Source organism: Mesobacillus maritimus, from assembly GCF_023715205.1.
GTDB classification, from domain to species: Bacteria; Bacillota; Bacilli; order Bacillales; family Cytobacillaceae; genus Mesobacillus_B; species Mesobacillus_B maritimus_C.
On the sequence record NZ_JAMBNR010000004.1, the window covers coordinates 195,129 to 212,591 of the forward strand.

General features: G+C 39.4%; 14 protein-coding genes, 1 pseudogene and 1 riboswitch. Of the genes and pseudogenes, 10 read left to right on the forward strand and 5 right to left on the reverse strand.

What is annotated here, in order from left to right; genetic code table 11:
- Positions 1-260 precede the first annotated feature (260 nt).
- Positions 261-554: a hypothetical protein gene (locus M3182_RS07365; protein WP_251557553.1), complete on the reverse strand. Its 294-nt coding sequence runs from the start codon at positions 552-554 to the stop codon at positions 261-263.
- Between the two features lie 151 nt (positions 555-705).
- Here M3182_RS07365 and M3182_RS07370 point away from each other — a divergent pair, with 151 nt between their 5' ends.
- Positions 706-1,227, forward strand: coding sequence for a phosphatase PAP2 family protein (locus M3182_RS07370; protein WP_251428760.1), 522 nt, complete (start codon positions 706-708; stop codon positions 1,225-1,227).
- Positions 1,228-1,253: 26 nt separating this feature from the next.
- A complete protein-coding gene (locus M3182_RS07375) occupies positions 1,254-2,396 on the forward strand; it encodes a glycosyltransferase family 4 protein (protein ID WP_251557554.1) in 1,143 nt (380 codons plus the stop codon).
- Between the two features lie 86 nt (positions 2,397-2,482).
- Here M3182_RS07375 and M3182_RS07380 read toward each other — a convergent pair whose 3' ends face one another.
- Complete coding sequence (locus tag M3182_RS07380) at positions 2,483-3,844, reverse strand: PFL family protein (protein WP_251428766.1); 1,362 nt, start codon at positions 3,842-3,844, stop codon at positions 2,483-2,485.
- A 16-nt stretch (positions 3,845-3,860) separates the two neighbouring features.
- The gene (locus M3182_RS07385; protein ID WP_251428769.1) at positions 3,861-4,136 is read right to left on the reverse strand and encodes an ACT domain-containing protein; all 276 of its coding nucleotides are present in this window, start codon (positions 4,134-4,136) and stop codon (positions 3,861-3,863) included.
- A 90-nt stretch (positions 4,137-4,226) separates the two neighbouring features.
- A riboswitch (glycine riboswitch) is annotated at positions 4,227-4,303 on the reverse strand.
- Between the two features lie 285 nt (positions 4,304-4,588).
- Between M3182_RS07385 and M3182_RS07390 the strand changes: the two genes are divergently transcribed.
- The 3 genes from M3182_RS07390 (at position 4,589) to M3182_RS07400 (ending at position 7,253) form a co-directional block, all read left to right on the forward strand.
- On the forward strand, positions 4,589-5,347 hold the full coding sequence (locus tag M3182_RS07390) for a MerR family transcriptional regulator (protein ID WP_251557555.1): 759 nt from the start codon (positions 4,589-4,591) through the stop codon (positions 5,345-5,347).
- Between the two features lie 234 nt (positions 5,348-5,581).
- On the forward strand, positions 5,582-5,764 hold the full coding sequence (locus M3182_RS07395) for a hypothetical protein (protein ID WP_251428775.1): 183 nt from the start codon (positions 5,582-5,584) through the stop codon (positions 5,762-5,764).
- A 1-nt stretch (position 5,765) separates the two neighbouring features.
- The gene (locus M3182_RS07400) at positions 5,766-7,253 is read left to right on the forward strand and encodes a sodium:solute symporter family protein (protein ID WP_251428778.1); all 1,488 of its coding nucleotides are present in this window, start codon (positions 5,766-5,768) and stop codon (positions 7,251-7,253) included.
- Between the two features lie 45 nt (positions 7,254-7,298).
- Here the strand turns inward: M3182_RS07400 and M3182_RS07405 are convergent, their stop codons facing one another.
- Positions 7,299-8,468 carry a pyridoxal-phosphate-dependent aminotransferase family protein gene (locus tag M3182_RS07405; protein WP_251557556.1) on the reverse strand — a complete coding sequence of 390 codons (1,170 nt, stop codon included), beginning with the start codon at positions 8,466-8,468 and terminating at the stop codon, positions 7,299-7,301.
- Positions 8,469-9,168: 700 nt separating this feature from the next.
- Between M3182_RS07405 and glmS the strand changes: the two genes are divergently transcribed.
- The 3 genes and pseudogenes from glmS to M3182_RS07420 all read left to right on the forward strand — a co-directional run.
- Entirely contained in the window at positions 9,169-10,971 is a 1,803-nt protein-coding gene (glmS, locus tag M3182_RS07410; protein ID WP_251428784.1) for a glutamine--fructose-6-phosphate transaminase (isomerizing), read from the forward strand.
- A 360-nt stretch (positions 10,972-11,331) separates the two neighbouring features.
- Complete coding sequence (locus M3182_RS07415; protein WP_251428787.1) at positions 11,332-11,901, forward strand: DUF4256 domain-containing protein; 570 nt, start codon at positions 11,332-11,334, stop codon at positions 11,899-11,901.
- A gap of 527 nt (positions 11,902-12,428) precedes the next feature.
- Positions 12,429-12,575, forward strand: a pseudogene (locus M3182_RS07420) (hypothetical protein); the annotation flags it as partial.
- Positions 12,576-12,613: 38 nt separating this feature from the next.
- Here M3182_RS07420 and M3182_RS07425 read toward each other — a convergent pair.
- Entirely contained in the window at positions 12,614-14,260 is a 1,647-nt protein-coding gene (locus tag M3182_RS07425; protein ID WP_251428790.1) for an ABC transporter substrate-binding protein, read from the reverse strand.
- A gap of 136 nt (positions 14,261-14,396) precedes the next feature.
- On the opposite strand from M3182_RS07425, the gene M3182_RS07430 reads away from it, so the two are divergent.
- Both M3182_RS07430 and brnQ read left to right on the forward strand, forming a co-directional pair.
- A complete protein-coding gene (locus M3182_RS07430) occupies positions 14,397-15,659 on the forward strand; it encodes an MDR family MFS transporter (protein ID WP_251557557.1) in 1,263 nt (420 codons plus the stop codon).
- 371 nt (positions 15,660-16,030) lie between these two features.
- On the forward strand, positions 16,031-17,389 hold the full coding sequence (gene brnQ / locus M3182_RS07435) for a branched-chain amino acid transport system II carrier protein (protein ID WP_251428796.1): 1,359 nt from the start codon (positions 16,031-16,033) through the stop codon (positions 17,387-17,389).
- Positions 17,390-17,463 lie beyond the last annotated feature (74 nt).

A 17,463-nucleotide genomic window follows, 5' to 3' on the forward strand; every position in this document is an offset into this window, starting at 1 on the left:
AGGTATAAGTAAGTGGATATTTCCTTTTTAAAATCCTTCTCTTATACCAGATTAGTATAGAAAGCTTCTCCTGTTGTGTAGGTAGGACTATTTAATAACTAAGTAACTATATCGAGCAATTTTTCCTTCCGCATGCAAACTCGCAATAAAAAAACAACTGGGAAAAAAGAAAGTCAAAAACAGGATAACGGCGGAATACGGAAGGAAAAGACAGGTGCCAGGCACCATCCAGAAAACTGGATGGTGCCTGGCGCCTGTTATTATATGGAAATACTGACGTCGCCGTCTTCGCTGATTTCAACTGTAGAGTAGCTTTTGAAAGTGTCTGCGTTGGTAATTTGGTGACCTTCTTCTGAGGCAAAACTCTGCATATATTGCTGATAGGTTTCCTTGTTTTTAACGATGTGATAATAATAGACTCGTTTTCCGTTTATGGTATCCTCGCTTCGCAATAAAAACTGATTTTGTAATTGTCCTTTAAACCAGTCTCTGGCTTCCTTGTGGCTTTGGAAATCGGGCATTTGTTCTGTGAGTGAATTTACGTCCAAGTTCATATCATCCGCTCCTTTCTCTTACTGGTAGTATGTCCGAGCTTAAGGGAAATATTTACAGGTGACAAGCACCAACCAATTATTTACATTTATTTAATGTGTCCTTTATATTTAGGGATTAAAATATAGGTAATTGGAGACTAGGAGGGGTAATGTGAAAAGAGGGAGAGCTCTCTATTTGTGGGAGTGTGAATTATTTCGGTTTATCAATGGTCAGTTTGAACGCAAGAAGTGGAACTCATTTTTTCACTTTTGTACGCATTTAGGCAGTGCTTCCTTTACAATTGCTGTGACGCTTGGCTTTTTATGCCTTTCGTTATTTAGTTCATCTAACATCGGATTTGAGATGGCTACAGCCTTGTTCTTAAGCCATTTACCTGTTGCCACGATTAAAAAAATTTATCCTCGAAAACGTCCTTATCTTGTCCTTCCGGAATCGAAGGTGATGGAAAATCCACTTCATGATCACTCCTTTCCATCTGGGCATACGACAGCTATCTTTTCGATAGTAACACCACTCATTCTTTATTTACCTATTCTGGCAATCATTCTAGTACCACTCGCCATCTTTGTCGGGACCTCAAGAGTGTTTTTAGGTTTACACTACCCATCTGATGTATTAGCAGGGGCCTGTCTTGGTTCGGCTACCGGTTTGCTTTCTGTGTTCATGATTTAAGAATCATCATCGGAGGTGGAGGTAAAGTGAAAATTGCTGTTTTTTCTGATACGTTCACGCCGCAAGTAAATGGGGTGGCGAAAACGTTACAAAGATTAAAAGAATATATGAATGATCACGAGATTGAGTGTCGCTTTTTCGTGCCTGAAGCCAGTAAGGAAGATTCAGCAGCGCCGTCGGTGAACCAGTTCACGAGTATTCCGTTTTTCCTTTATCCAGAATGTAGAATTGCGATCCCAAATTTCCTTCAAATCAAAAAACAAATCGAAGAATTTCAACCGGATCTGATTCATATTGCGACACCTTTTAATATTGGCCTGGCAGGGCGTTACTATGGGAAAAAGCTAAATATTCCAATGGTGGCATCCTACCATACACACTTTGATCGCTATCTTGAATATTATGACCTCCAGTTTCTATCAAACTCCATTTGGAAGTATATGCGCTGGTTCCACCAACCTTTTATTAAAACTTTTGTGCCCTCACAAGAAACAAAATATGAGCTGATGAGAAAGGGATTTTCTAACCTTCACCTATGGCGAAGAGGAGTAGATGCAACTATCTTTCATCCAAGATATCCACAGGACCGAATGCGAGCAAGATACGAAATTGAGTCTGATTATGTGCTCACCTATGTTGGTCGTTTGGCTCCAGAGAAAGATTTAGATGTCTTGATGGAAATTGCCTATCAATTGCCGGACCCGATAAAGAACAAAGTTCATTGGTTAATCGTTGGAGACGGACCATTAAAAGAAGAGCTACAACAAACTAAGACCACGAATATGACGTTTACAGGTTATTTAGAGTCAGACCGCTTGGCAGAAGTTTATTCAGGATCCGACTTGCTTGTGTTTCCTTCTAAGACAGAGACTTTTGGAAATGTTGTACTAGAGTCGTTTGCGTGCGACACTCCAGTAATTGGTGCTCATGCTGGCGGAGTGAAAGAAATTATTAGCCATGAACAAAATGGGATTCTTTGTCCACCTGGTCAAACAGATACTTTTATTGAAGCTATTGTCAATTTACTATGTGATAATGATTCTTTACGGATGTATGGTACTAGGGCTAGAACGTATGCACAAAGTCAGTCCTGGGAGAAAATCTTTGATCAACTTATGGACGATTATCAGGATGCGATATACGAGCAACAAGGTCAACGTTATGCCTAAATACCACCTTTAAAGGCAAAGTGTCTAAAAAAGAGTCCCAGCGCATATAAAAAGGCTGGGACTTTTTCTTCAATTTTTGATTATGGTTAATTGATGAGTGATTGAAGAGGTGCTGGAATTCGCCCACCGCGGTGAATCATTTTTGCTGAGCTGAACGGGTTCACGCCCATTACAGGTGCTCGTCCAAGCAGTCCACCGAATTCAACCATTTCACCTTCTTGTTTGCCAGGGACAGGAATAATTCGGACAGCAGTGGTTTTTTTATTAATCATACCAATTGCTGCTTCATCGGCAATAATCCCGGAAAGCGTTTCGGCTGTTACATTCCCAGTTAAAGCAATCATATCAAGTCCGACAGAACAAACACATGTCATTGCTTCAAGTTTTGATAAAGTCAACGCGTTATCCTGGATTCCACGGATCATTCCGTTGTCTTCACTTACTGGGATAAACGCCCCGCTGAGTCCACCTACATAAGAACTCGCCATAGCTCCGCCTTTTTTAACGGCATCGTTCATTAAAGCTAAAGCGGCAATTGTTCCATGTGTTCCCACACGTTCTAGACCAATTTCCTCAAGAATTTCAGCGACGCTATCATTCAGCGCATTTGTTGGTGCTAGAGATAAATCCATAATTCCGAATGGCACGTTTAAGCGTTTTGCTACTTCGCGGCCGACAAGTTCACCAGCCCGGGTAATTTTAAAAGCCGTCTTCTTAATAACATCCGCAACTTCCCCGAGGTCGGCATTCGGGTATTGCTTTAACGCATTTAAAACAACACCAGGTCCGCTAACTCCGACATTGATGACCACTTCGCCTTCGCCTGCACCATGGAAGGCACCAGCCATGAATGGGTTATCTTCAACAGGGTTACAAAAGACAACCAGTTTGGCACAAGCCATCCCATTATCGTCTTTTGTCCGCTCAGCGGCATCTTTCATAATGATGCCCATCTGGCGAACGGCATCCATATTAATTCCCGCTCTCGTCGAGCCAACTGAAATGGAAGAACAAACGCGTTCCGTTACACTCAATGCCTCTGGAAGTGCATCGAGTAAAGTTTGATCTCCTTTCGAGATGCCTTTATGTACTAGTGCAGAATAACCGCCGATGAAATCAACTCCAAGTTTTTTCGCAGCTTCGTCTAAAGTTTTTGCTAGCTGAACGGCTTCCTCGCGTGTAGCGTTTCCTAGGATTTCGGCAATAGGAGTGATGGAAATACGTTTGTTGATGATTGGAATACCATATTCCTTTGCGACTTGTTCTGCCGTTTCTTTTAAATCTTGGGCATAAGACGTGATTTTTTCATAGACTCTTTTGTTCATTTTTTCAAAGTTAGAATCCGCACAATCACGTAAACTAATGCCCATTGTTACCGTACGAATATCCAAGTTTTGCATTTGGACCATGCGGATGGTTTCCATCATTTCGTTTAATGCAATATTCATTTATGCTCCACCTTTCTTAAACACGATGCATCGCTTGGAAGATTTGTTCAAGTTGAACATTGATGGTTAATCCCAAAGGATTTCCAAGGTTTGTTAGTTTCTGTTGTAAAGCATCCAGGTTTTCTAGGTTTGACACATCAACAATCATCATCATCGTAAAGAAATCTTGTAAAATCGTTTGACTAATATCAAGAATATTTACGTTCTCTTCCGCTAGGACGGTTGTGACTTTTGAAATAATGCCTACTTGGTCTTTTCCAATCACACTTACTACTGCTGTTCTTTGACTCAATGTGGTCACCTCATAATGATTTTTTGGATATAAAAAAAGAGATTGGTTTCCCAATCTCATAAGGCTTTCAGAATAACAACCGTACATAGATGTTACTCTTCTGTCCTTTTGCCTGAGATTGTGAATCCTTCGGCGCCGCTAGAAACGGTCTCTCCAGAAGCTGCTCCAGCTATAGTGTTACCCATAACTTTCAACGCTTGCTTATTCAGTTACAGAGTTACTAGAGAGAGTGTGAATGAATAATCTCTACATCGCAACCCATTTAATTCAATATGAAAATAATTTAACAATAATACTGTAAATGGTCAATCAAAATTTAATACGATAGGCACCATCCAGTTTCTGGATGGTGCCTGGCACCTTCCAAGAAAATGGGAACAATAAAGTGTAGAAAACCGGTTGACCTTTACGGTGGGGCAAGGTGTATCGTTGTTTTTAGGAGGTGAGTGGATGTGGAATACACCGTACAGAAACTAGCTTCATTAGCGGGGGTGAGTGCGAGGACGCTACGTTATTATGATGAGATCGGAATCTTAAAGCCTGCAAGAATTAATTCTTCTGGTTACCGTATTTATGGACAAAAAGAAGTGGACATATTGCAACAAATCCTTTTTTATCGAGAACTTGGTGTGGATTTAGAGAATATTAAAAAGATCATTACATCACCAAACTTCGACGAAACACAAGCTTTGAAAGAACACCGAGAAAAGCTTGTTGAAAAACGAAAACAATTGGACCTCCTTATAGCCAATGTAGAAAAAACGATTGCTTCAACGGAAGGGAGTATTAAAATGTCAAATAAAGAAAAATTTAATGGTTTCAAAAAACAAATGGTTGCGGAGAATGAAAAGAAATATGGAAAAGAAATTCGCAACAAATATGGGGAAGAAACAGTAAACCAATCAAATGCCAAACTGTTAAAGATGAGTGAAGAGGATTTTGAAGCTGTAACGAAATTAGAAAGAGAAATCATAGAAACCCTCGCTGAAGCGATGAATACAGGTGACCCTTCGAGTGACCTTGCACAGAAAGTAGCTGATTTGCACCGCCAGTGGATTTCTTACTATTGGCCAACTTATACTAAGGAAGCACATGCAGGCGTTGCACAAATGTACGTAGATGATGAAAGGTTTAAAGCGTATTACGATAATATTCAACCAGGTGCTGCTGAATTTTTACGAGATACGATTCACATTTATACAGCAAAATAACAATATACCTAATGAAACTCCTACTCTTTAAGGTGGCAGCCAGCCATGTTTGTCACCTTAATAGTAGGGGTTTTTCAGCAGTACAGACTTCATGTACTCTATTCAATAAAGGAAGACCTTAACTCACTAAAGCACTCCAGCAATCGAGATTATTTTTTCAAGAATTTTGATTAAAATGTAAAAAATCATTAAAATAAGCCTATATGTGAAAAGGCCATTTGGAGGAGGACATACATGACGAATAGAGAAAAATTTTGGGGAGTAATTTGCCTACTTGTCATTTTAAGTGCATATGTGATTCCCTATACGGGTTTATCTAATGTAGAGAAATGGTATGGAAGCTTTCTCTTGTGGTTTGTTGTGGGCATAGTGGTGATTTTAATTAATTTAATCATCACAAGAGATTGGAGGTCTTAGTTTGAGTAATAGTTTTGTTTGGTGGGGAATTATCCTTTATATTATTGCTTCCGTCTTTATTGCCTATTTATCTAGAAGTGGCAAAGAAGCAAGTATGTCTGGATATTTTCTAGGGAACCGCAAAATGAACGGCTTTGTGTCCGCACTGAGCTATAGTGCCACCACGTATAGTGCTTTTATGATGGTGGGGTTGGCGGGGCTTACCTACCGCGGTGGTGTAGGTGCCTTGGGATTTGAAATTATCTATTTTGCTGGTGTGACCCTTGTCGCGTTTTTTGGTCCGAGGTTTTGGTTAGTTGGAAATAAATATGGCTATGTGACACCTGTTGAAATGCTAGGAGATCGCTATAGCGATAAGATGGTTTCTGTTGTTATTGCCATTTCAAGTTGTATTTTCCTTATTCCATATAGTGCCGTTCAGTTAGCAGGTGTGGGCTATTTGGTTGAAGGAATGACAAATGGAGGAATATCCTTTACAACCGGGGTTGTGATTGCAACTGTACTGGCGATTGCTTTTTCCTTTATTGCAGGTATTCGGTCTGTGATGTGGACCGACTCGTTACAGGCTTTAATGATGATCCTTGCTTCAACAGCAGTTGTGCTCATTGTAATCCAAGGGTTAGGTGGTTTTAGCAGTTTTTTCGGTACCTTGGAACAGAATTATCCAGAAAAACTAACGGTTCCTGGTAATGGCTTCTGGAGTTTTGCTACTTTTTTATCAATGACTGTTCCTTGGCTATTTTTTAGTCTCTCCAATCCTCAAGTTAGTCAACGTTTATTTATGCCTTCTTCGATGAAAAGTTTAAGAGGTATGTTGTTAGGGTTTTTAGGATTTGGCTTGATTTATACAATGGTTTCTGTGTTATGGGGGTTTTCTGCGGTTATCATTTTTCCTGACTTGGAGAATCCTGATGTGGCCACGCCTTATTTATTGTCGTCTGAACTAGTGCCTACAGTCCTTGGGGTCCTCGTCATGGTGGCCATTATTGCGGCAGCTATTTCAACAATTGATTCGATTATGTTAACACTTGCATCGCTATTTGCTCGAGATGTATATGGGAATTTAAGAAAAGGCGCGGATGAACGTCGGCAATTGGCCGTTGGTAAAATTATTATGCCGATTATTGCTGTAATGGCCTTTGCTTTTGCAGAATTACAACTTGATTTAATTGCTGTTCTATCCGTGGCTTCCTCAGCTGGTCTTACGGTGACTGTTCCGGCGATTATTGGAGCTTTCTTTTGGAAAAAAGGAACTGCACCTGGTGTAATTGCTAGTGTAACAGTCGCAGGTATTTTGGTGATGGTACTCGAACTAACCGGGATTAAGCCTTATCAGTTAGGATCTGGAGTCTGGGGGCTACTAGTATCGACGGTTATATTTGTTGTCGTAAGCATCTTTACCAAAGCTCCGGAGGAAAAGGCATCGGAATTTATTGATTACATAAACGAGGAATTAAAACAGGAGCTAAAGTTAAAGAAAGTGAAATAAGTAAAATAAAGGCAGTCACCATTACTATGGTGGCTGCCTTTATATTTAAAATGCTTGAGCAGTTGCAATTCCTTTAAAGACATCAACCGCTTTGGAAATATCAACAGAAAAACCTTGCTCATTCATGGTTTCACCAATAAGGACAATGGCTCTCTCTAACATTTCTTCCGTTGTATTTCCCATATGACCGATGCGGAATGCTTTTCCGGCAAGATGCGCAAGCGCTCCCGCAACGATTAAACCTTTTTGTGCAAGTGCTGCCCGGAAGCCTACATCATCTAGACCTTCAGGGTAAAGAATACAACTGAGAGTCGCAGCTGCAGCAGTTTCTTCAGCCAATGCCTTCATGCCGTATACAGCAAGTGCTGCTCGAACAGCTTTTCCATAAGCTGTGTGGCGTTTGTAACGCTTCTCCATGCCTTCTTCTAAAACGAGCCTCATGCCTTCGTTATAGGCGTAAACCAAGTTCACTGGTGGAGTGGCAAAGTATTTTTGCGGGTCATGCATGATTGGAATCCAGTTGTAAATGTCAGTATAATATCCTGGGACCTGTCCGAGCTTTTCGCGAGCGGCAAGGGCCGTTTGGTTAAAAGCGACAATCGCTAAACCTGGTGGGACACCAATTGCTTTTTGAGAGCCAGTTAAAATCACATCAATTTTCGCATTAGCTTCCCCATACTCTTTGCTCATGTCTTCTTCCATGGCTGCTGTTGCACAAACGCCATCTAGAATTACGAGTGCACCATGCTGTTTTATGATTGGGACAAGGACTTCTAAATCTGCAGCGACTCCTGTTGAGGTATCAGCATGGGTGATTGTAACCGCTTTATACTGAGTTCCGGCAAGCTGCTTTTCAACTTCAATTGGATCAACTTGCTTTCCCCATTCTGACTGGACAACATCAACTAAGACACCGAAAGCTTGGCCTAACTTGATAAAACGGTCTCCAAAGTACCCTTGGCTAATGACAAGAATTTTCTCTCCAGGCGCTACTGTATTAATGATTGCCATTTCCATTGCCAATGTACCAGAACCAGAAACTACAAAGACTTCTCCATCTGTCTTTAGCATTTCTTTTGTTCGTTCAAGAGCTTCTCGAAAGATCGCCGCAAATCTAGCATCCGTATGGCTACGAGTCTCTTGTGCCAATGCATCATAAATGGAGTCTACCACTGGCGTTGGTCCAGGGATTAGCAACATTTCCTCATTCCGCAATCGTTCCATCTCCTTTATCACTAAAAATAGAAAAATGTACCTATTCCTATTGTACAAAAAAATAAGAAAATTAGCTTTCCTTTTCATCACGAGTTTTGAACAATTAGTAAAATAGTGGAAACACAATTAATCCTACGCTCCAAAAAATTAACTTATTTAAACTTTGGAAACTTTACGCTCGCCCTTTGTATTAACTGACAATGGAAAAATCATTTTCCGTTTCTGCTCTAAGTATTTCCACTGCACATTTTATTGAGAACTCCATATCCTATAACGAGTAACACTATCCGCCGATGGAAAAGGTTATTGTTACGGAGTGCATTCCCAAAGATGGGAAAGTCTAGTAAAATCTTTACTTTCCTGTTGACGGATAATCAATCCTCATGTATGATTATCCTGCTTTACATTATCTAGGTGAAAGGTGGGTAGTTGAGAGAGTTTTTAAGTCAAATTAAAGCGCCAGGACTAATTCTGTTCGGAAAAGAATTAGTTGACGAGGTGGAGGTTTATCGAGTTTTTCGGCGGATGCCTCCCGGCTGAACAGCACAGCCGCACAATCTCTACTTTAAAACATTAAGGTAACTTAATGCACAAAGAGTAGGGAATGCTAAAACTAGAATGATGTGTTATTTAACAGAGATAAGGGGGCAAGGAGCCCCCAAGGCTTCTTGCCCTCTATCGTCCAGGGAGGAATAGAAGTATGTGTGGTATTGTTGGATATATTGGATATAACGATTCAAAAGAAATTTTATTAAAAGGTTTAGAAAAGCTAGAATATCGTGGATATGATTCTGCGGGTATTGCTGTAATCAATAATGAAGGTGTACATGTTTTTAAAGAAAAAGGTCGAATTGTTGATTTAAGAGCTGCAGTGGATACGAATGTTGAAGCGAGCACAGGAATTGGTCATACACGTTGGGCGACACATGGTGTACCAAGTAAAACCAATTCCCATCCGCACCAAAGTGCGTCAGGCCGTTTTACGCTTGTTCATAACGGAGTAATTGAAAATTATGATTTGTTAAAGCGCGAGTACTTGCAAAATGTCTCCATGAAAAGTGAAACTGATACGGAAATCATTGTTCAATTGGTTGAACTATTTGCGAACGATGGTTTATCAACAGAAGAAGCGTTCCGTAAGACGCTTACCCTTTTACATGGTTCTTATGCACTTGCCCTTATTGATAATCAAGATCAAGAAACAATTTATGTCGCTAAAAACAAAAGCCCACTTCTTGTTGGTTTAGGTTTTGGCTTTAATGTGGTGGCGAGCGATGCAATGGCGATGCTGCAAGTAACGGATAAATATGTTGAACTGATGGATAAAGAAATGGTCATCGTGAAAAAAGACGAAGTAACCATCCAAAATTTAGACGGTGAAGTCATCAACCGTGAGCCATATACAGCGGAATTAGATGCGAGTGATATTGAAAAGGGAACTTACCCACACTATATGCTAAAAGAAATTGATGAGCAGCCAGCTGTTATGCGTAAAATTATCCAGAATTATCAAGACCAGAACGGCGAACTTAAAATTGATGCTAACATTGTTTCAGCGATGAATGATGCGGATCGAATTTACATCGTGGCGGCTGGGACTTCTTACCATAGTGGTTTAGTTGGGAAACAGTTCATTGAAGAAATGGCACAAATCCCGGTAGAAGTTCATATTTCGAGTGAATTTGGCTACAACATGCCACTTCTATCGAAAAAGCCATTGTTTATATTCCTTTCTCAAAGTGGTGAAACGGCAGACAGCCGTCAAGTTCTCGTTCAAGTAAAAGAAATGGGACATAAATCGTTAACCATTACAAATGTACCTGGATCTACGCTTTCACGTGAAGCTGATTATACGCTTCTACTACATGCAGGTCCCGAGATTGCGGTTGCGTCAACAAAGGCGTATACAGCACAACTTGCGGTCTTAGCGATTTTAGCTGAAGTAACAGGGAAAAGCCGTGGTTTGGAACTTTCCTTCAGTCTTATTCAAGAACTAGGAATTGTGGCGAATGCAATGGATGTCCTTTGTGACTCTAAAGAAGAGTTTGAAGCTATTGCCCGTGAGTACTTGGCAACAACTCGTAACTGCTTCTTCATTGGTCGCGGAATCGACTATTACGTTGGTCTTGAAGGTGCCTTAAAGCTTAAGGAGATTTCTTATATTCAAGCAGAAGGATTTGCAGGTGGCGAATTGAAACACGGTACCATTGCGCTAATTGAAGATGGTACTCCTATTATTGCACTTGCAACACAGGGTTTTGTAAACCTAAGCATTCGTGGAAATGTAAAAGAAGTAGTAGCTCGTGGAGCAAATCCATGTATCATCAGCATGGAAGGTTTAAATATGGATGAAGACCGCTTTGTCATCCCAGAAGTACACCAAACGTTAACACCTCTTATCTCTGTTGTACCAATGCAGTTGATTTCTTATTATGCTGCATTACACCGTGACTGTGACGTTGATAAGCCAAGAAACTTAGCGAAGTCAGTTACAGTAGAATAATTTTTGCGAAAGCAGGGGGACTTATTGTCTCCCTGTTTTTTTACGTTTTTAACCTGTTTAAGGTCAGTACTATTCAAAGTGAGAAATTGGGAGTGAGAATCTCTAAGAAGCAACAAAGTTTGAAAATCTAGCCTTACAAATGTATGCAATATCTAGCTATCACCAACAAGATTTAGTCGAAAGTTTGTGAATTCAATGCATTGAAAAGAGTGATTTACCCTCAAACAGGACAAAATGTAGAGGATTGATTTACTTCATCATACAAAATCAGATAAACTGATTTATATAACTATATTTGGTATCAGCAAAAATGAATACATACTAAACCATGATGAGTATAAACAATAAGGGGGAATAAAAATGACAGAGGCGAATACTAAGGAATTGTCGTTAGAACAGCAGGAAGAATTACTCGGTACATTGAAAACCCGTTTTGAGAAAAATATGCACCGTCACAAAAGTCTAGAATGGGCCAAAGTAGAGGTGAAGCTTAATAATCAACCTGAAAAACTTTGGTCTCTTAGTGAAATGGAAGGAACCGGTGGTGAACCGGATGTTGTTGATTATGATCAAGAGAAAGATGAATACATTTTTTATGATTGTTCAGCGGAAAGTCCAAAAGGCCGTAGAAGTGTTTGTTACGACCGGGCAGCGTTGGAGGCTAGAAAGAAACATAAACCAGAAAATAGCGCTATGGATATGGCAACTGCGATGGGCATTGAACTCTTAACGGAAGAACAGTATCGAGCGTTACAGAAGCTTGAAAATGTCGATAAAAAAACATCCAGTTGGGTGCAAACACCTGCCGATATTAGAGAACGGGGCGGAGCCCTTTTTTGTGATTGGCGCTACGGGCACGTCTTTTTATATCACAATGGTGCAGACTCTTATTATGGTGCCAGAGGGTTCCGTGGCTCGCTTAGGGTCTGATAAGTAACCAACTATAGAGAAAGAATAGATTTTTTCAAGGTAGACATGGGGTTTTTAGTGAAACTTTTTACAGTGGCGTTTCTACTATGAGTGGAAACGCCTTTTTCCTAATAATTTAAGTACCTAACATCGTCCGGAATTCCAATTCAAATAAGAGATAATCGTCACGGAACAATCAGACAAAGTTAATAAGGTTGAGATGAGTTGGGTTGGGTTGTTGTGAAAACTGAGGCAAGAACTTGACGGGAATTATAAAGTTCATTTCGTACTATCTAAATCTGCAAAAACTTATCAGGAACAACATAACAGATTAGATACTTAACAGGTTAGCGTGTAGAACCAAAGTGTCCAGTAAGTGAGGAAGCTGAGTGCAACAATCAAATCAAACTATAAACAGATTGTTAACAGAGGTCCACCAGACAATAGGATATTATCGTAAAAATAAGGAGTTTTGTGAGTGTTTATGTTGTAAATCATTATAGGAATATATATAAGCAATTTGATTGTGACGCACATGTTATTTTTACTTTTATGATAGTTATGGTTGTGAGGCAATTGCTAGAGACCCTGAGACAATACGGCCTCTATATGAGAGGTCCATTGATTGGAAAGATGAATATTGTCGTGAAGAGATAGCTCGACGCAATAACAACTTAAGGAAAAAACATGCCTGAAGCGGAGTGCAACAGGCAGATGTTTACAATTTATTTTTTTATATATTCGGCTTTGTCCACAGTTTTGTTAAATCCACATAACCAAAGTGTTTAATTTCAACATTCATTAAATTGATCGAAAATGGTATTTGTCTTTTTACATAATAAAGTGGCACACATAAGGATTCTTTCTGTAAATATTGCTCAATTTTAAGATGGTGCGTGTTCCAGTTTTCAAACGGAATTGTATTGTAAGACTCGATTTGTTGCTGAAGGTACTGATTTTGTTGAGTTAATCGATATAGTGGCGAGTAGCTATTTTTTAGAAAGAAAAAGTAAGAAAATGTCTGATTCAATTCAAAAATCTCTCCGTGAATAAACAAGTCAGAATCAAAAAGGGTCTCTGGCTGATAAATAGCATCTTCAAATGATATTTCCTCCATCACGACCTCAAGACCCGCTTGTTCGAGTTTCTCCTTGAGCCAATGAGAAGTCGTGCTTGTATAGTTAACAAAGTTCATTTTAATAGGTTTCGTTAGCTTAGGTTTGTCGAGTATTGGCATTTCGTAGGTCTTGGAGAAACCAATTAAACATCCTTCATGATTCCCTGTTATCCTAGGGACGAGCTGTGAAAGTTCATGACAATGATGGTTAATCACCATATGGATGTAGTCGCGAACTTCCTTACGCTCCATATCCGAGTGGCGGTAGGGATTCATGATAACAATCCCAAATCCCGAATCACTCTCCACTTCGAAGGTATCAATTCCCTCAGGATCTTGTCCTCCCTGATAGATCGTCTGAAACTCTTTCGGCACTTGAATAAACTCCACAGTGTCGAGTAGCGGACGGTGTCCGAAGTGATTTTGAAAAGCGCGGAGTACTGTTTTTTCAGGTGAGTCTTCAGCTAAATAAAAACCCCCAGTACCCACCAATCTATTATCTTTCTCTTTAAAAATACTAGCTGACAATAAACCTAGAAGTTGGAGTACATATGGACACCCATCTGGAAACTCTAGCTTTATGACTAGTGGTGCGGGTGTGCTTATGAAGGTTACAGGCACCCAAAGATAGGAGAAATGCTCATCCTGTTTCATTCGTTGTAGAGAATGCACAACGTCCTCAGATCTTAAAATTGACCCATCGTGAAAGGTAACATCCTTACGTAAATATAAGAGGAGTGAGTTTTCTTGTAATTCCCATGAATGAGCGAGTTCAGGGGTAATAGTATTATCCGCATTTAAGGTGACAAGCCGATTAAATAAATTGGCCACAAGATTCGCGCTGTGAATCTCAGCTGCTTTAAGTGGATGAAAAGTTATAATTGGGTAAATTCTCGGAATAAGGAGGGAATCCTCTCCTTCTTGGTGGAATCCGAAATTTGCTTGAAAAGCAGTCATTAATTTCTGCTTAGTTTCAATTGACCAGTTCCAAAGCAATCGTTTACTAACTTCTTCAATCTGGCCTTTGTAAAGTTTCTCTAAAAAGTGCCTTTCATACTCTTGCTCTACATCCTTCAGCCAAGTGAGTGAAGAGGGGTTCCCTCGGCCACGACCAGATTGAAATTTCAACCAACCTTCTTGTTCCCATTTCGTCATTTTCCTTCGAGTTTGTTTTGTACTGAGCTGGATATGGTCTGCAAGTACTTCAACCTTTATTTTCCCTGAATCAAAACGATTCCAAGCCGATAATAGATACTGATCCATTTATTATCTCCTTTAAAAGTGGACAGATTTTATAAAAAAGGTTATTTTTAAAATTTTTAGTCACCTTTAATATATAGGGAAGAGATCGAGAATAGCAAGATTTAGTTTATTTCTATAGAAGAAAGGAGTCTATCAATTGAAGTGGAAAGAATATCCGCAAAATATTAAAGTTCGACTTATTACATCCTTTTTTAACCGAGCTATTTCTAGTGCTGTCATGCCTTTTATGGCTTTATTTTTCGCGCAACATAAAGGAGCAGTTTGGGCGGGAGTTTTCTTAGGCATGAATGTTTTTATCGGCTTTTTCTCAAATTTAATTGGGGGATATATGTCAGATCGGGTTAGAAGGAAGTCTATGCTCATTGTGACCTCTTCCATTAGTGCACTGCTATTTGGCTTAATGACAATTAGTTTAATACCAAATGAGAAATGGATCGGCTTATTTGCGGTCAGTTATATGGCTTTTATGGTTTCTAGCAGTCTTGGTCGTCCCGCGATGCAAGCCATTATCATTGATTCGACGACGGCTGACAACCGAAAGGCCATCTATGCCATCGATTATTGGCTGATTAACTTGTCAATAGCGATTGGTACAGCATTAGGTGGGTTGTTTTATGTTCACCATCAACTGTTATTATTTATTATTCTTACATGCGTATCCGCTAGTTTACCGATTGCATTTGCCTTATGGCTCCAAGATACCTCTACCAAACAAGCGGTGAAAAAACATCAAAATCCTATATTTGATTTAGCGGCGAGCTATAAAGTAGCATTACAAGATAAGCCCTTTGTTATGGCCGTTGTGGGATCGATGTGCATTTTTGCTGCGGAGTTTTCCCTTAACAGTTATATTGGGGTTCGCTTAGCAGAGGAATTTAGCCCTGTTTACATAGGGGAATTTGAGTTAGGCGGTGTACGAATGTTGAGTCTATTAAATATTGAAAATACAATGCTAGTCGTACTATTGACGTTCGTTGTTACGAAAATAACAGACCGTTATGATAAGAAAAAAATGCTACTCGTTGGACTCATTTTTTATGGAATTGGCTATACCGTGTTGACATCTGCAAATATATGGTACGTATTAATTTTGTTTAATTTCATTGGTACGATTGGAGAACTTATGTATTCTCCGATTGCTAACGCTGAAAAGGCGAATATGATGCCTGAAGATAAGCGAGGCTCTTATTCTGCTTTTTCTGGTACCAGTTTCAGTGGAGCAGATTTGCTTGCACGTACGACAATCATCCTTGGTGCTTTCCTAGCGCCGTCAATGATGAGTGTTTACATTGGGATTATCCTCCTTATTGGAACATTTCTACTTTATGGCGGCTTATTTGTTTTTCAAAGAGAGAACCAAAACGGGAAATGGAAGATGCGTAAATCCATAAATCCATAAATCCATAAATCCTTAAAGAATTAACCAACCAGGGGAGTTTCTCCTGGTTTTCAATATGTTTTTTTTAGTTATCTCAAAAACAAAAAATGAATAATATTAATGGTATGCAACAAAATGTAGAAGGGGTGTTTTCGTCCTCAAGTGTAATCAGCGCTTTACATCATAATGTTGTATGCGTTTTCTTTGTTTGTTGAGTTTTTTTCTACCAAAAGAGGAGGAAAAAAGTACAAAAAGAAAAAAGTCGTTTTTTGTTGCATTTTATTTAGTTAAGTATTATGATAATTCCATCGCTATATTGATAAAATATTCTAGCAATTTAAAAAATAGTAAATATATGGATAAATTGCTACCATAGATGGAGGATTATTTACATGAAAGATGCAAAATTGTCGTTCTCAGCTTATTCTACAATTGGAGTTATGTTGTTTGCTTTGTTTTTTGGGGCAGGTAATTTAATCTTTCCCGCACAATTAGGTCAACAAGCTGGTACCAGTTTATGGCCAGCGGTACTTGGCTTTTTAATTACTGGAGTAGGACTCCCTTTATTAGGGATCTTAGCAATGAGCTTTTCTGGAAGTCGTGATCTTCAAGAGTTATCAAGCAGGGTTCATCCTGTATACGGAATCTTTTTTACTTCATTATTGTATTTAACCATTGGACCATTTTTTGCGGCACCACGTACAGGTACAGTTGCTTTTGAAATTGGAATTTCTCCATTTGTCAGTGAAGAAAACCTTCAAGTTGGATTATTGATTTTTACGATCTTATTTTTTGCGCTTACGCTTTGGTTGTCTTTAAATCCGGCAAGTATTGTCAAAAATGTTGGGAAAATTCTTGCACCCGGATTGGTTGGTTTACTGGCAATCTTACTAATTACTGCCGTTGTTAATCCTATGGGGTCGTTTCAAGCTCCGCAGGAAGGGTATCAAAATGGAGCATTCGTTAAAGGTTTTCTAGAGGGATATAATACAATGGATGCATTAGCTTCACTCGTATTTGGAATCATCGTGATCAAAGCGATTCGTGAGATGGGGGTAACATCGAAAAAGGGTATCATGATCTCAACGGCAAAGGCCGGGAGTGTCGCAATTGCATTGCTAGGAATCATTTATGTTGGAATCGCCTTTTTAGGGGCGACAAGTGTAGGGGAACTTGGATATGCTGCAACTGGAGGACCAGTTTTAAGTGGAGCTGTATCATACTTCTTCGGAACAATCGGCTCGTTGTTGTTGGCAGTCATGATTATCTTAGCTTGCTTAACAACTGCCATTGGGTTAACCATTTCATGTGCAGAGTATTTCCATACGTTATTACCAAAGTTCAGTTATAAAACACTAGTTGTGTTCTTTGTAGTTATGACTTTTGGAATCGCCAACTTTGGACTTGCAAATATTATTACGTTTTCGATTCCAGTATTAATGTTCCTATATCCACTTGCAGTCGTGATTATGTTATTAGCCTTTTTATCACCATTGTTTGACCATGCGCGAGTTGTGTATGGTACAACGATTTTTGTTACATTTTTAATTAGTCTTTTTGATGGTTTAAAAACATTGTGTGACTCATTAGGAATTGAATACTTTAGCTGGATGGTACCAGTTGTTAAATTTTATGAACAGGCATTGCCATTTTATAACCAAGGTCTAGGGTGGCTGCTACCTGCGTTAATTGTCATCATCGTAATGGGTTTTATTTCTCGAATTAAAAACCTCTCGGCAGTGCGAGCTTAAATGAAAGTATAGCGCGAGTCCAGACGAATTTAAAAGTAACAAGATGTAGAGAGCACATTTCTTATTTATATGAA

Coding starts and splice junctions, on each gene's coding strand:
- brnQ (WP_251428796.1), top strand. CDS start 16,031: ATGAAAGATGCAAAATTGTCGTTCTCAGCTTATTCTACAATTGGAGTT.
- M3182_RS07365 (WP_251557553.1), bottom strand. CDS start 554: ATGAACTTGGACGTAAATTCACTCACAGAACAAATGCCCGATTTCCAA.
- M3182_RS07415 (WP_251428787.1), top strand. CDS start 11,332: ATGACAGAGGCGAATACTAAGGAATTGTCGTTAGAACAGCAGGAAGAA.
- M3182_RS07425 (WP_251428790.1), bottom strand. CDS start 14,260: ATGGATCAGTATCTATTATCGGCTTGGAATCGTTTTGATTCAGGGAAA.
- M3182_RS07380 (WP_251428766.1), bottom strand. CDS start 3,844: ATGAATATTGCATTAAACGAAATGATGGAAACCATCCGCATGGTCCAA.
- M3182_RS07395 (WP_251428775.1), top strand. CDS start 5,582: ATGACGAATAGAGAAAAATTTTGGGGAGTAATTTGCCTACTTGTCATT.
- glmS (WP_251428784.1), top strand. CDS start 9,169: ATGTGTGGTATTGTTGGATATATTGGATATAACGATTCAAAAGAAATT.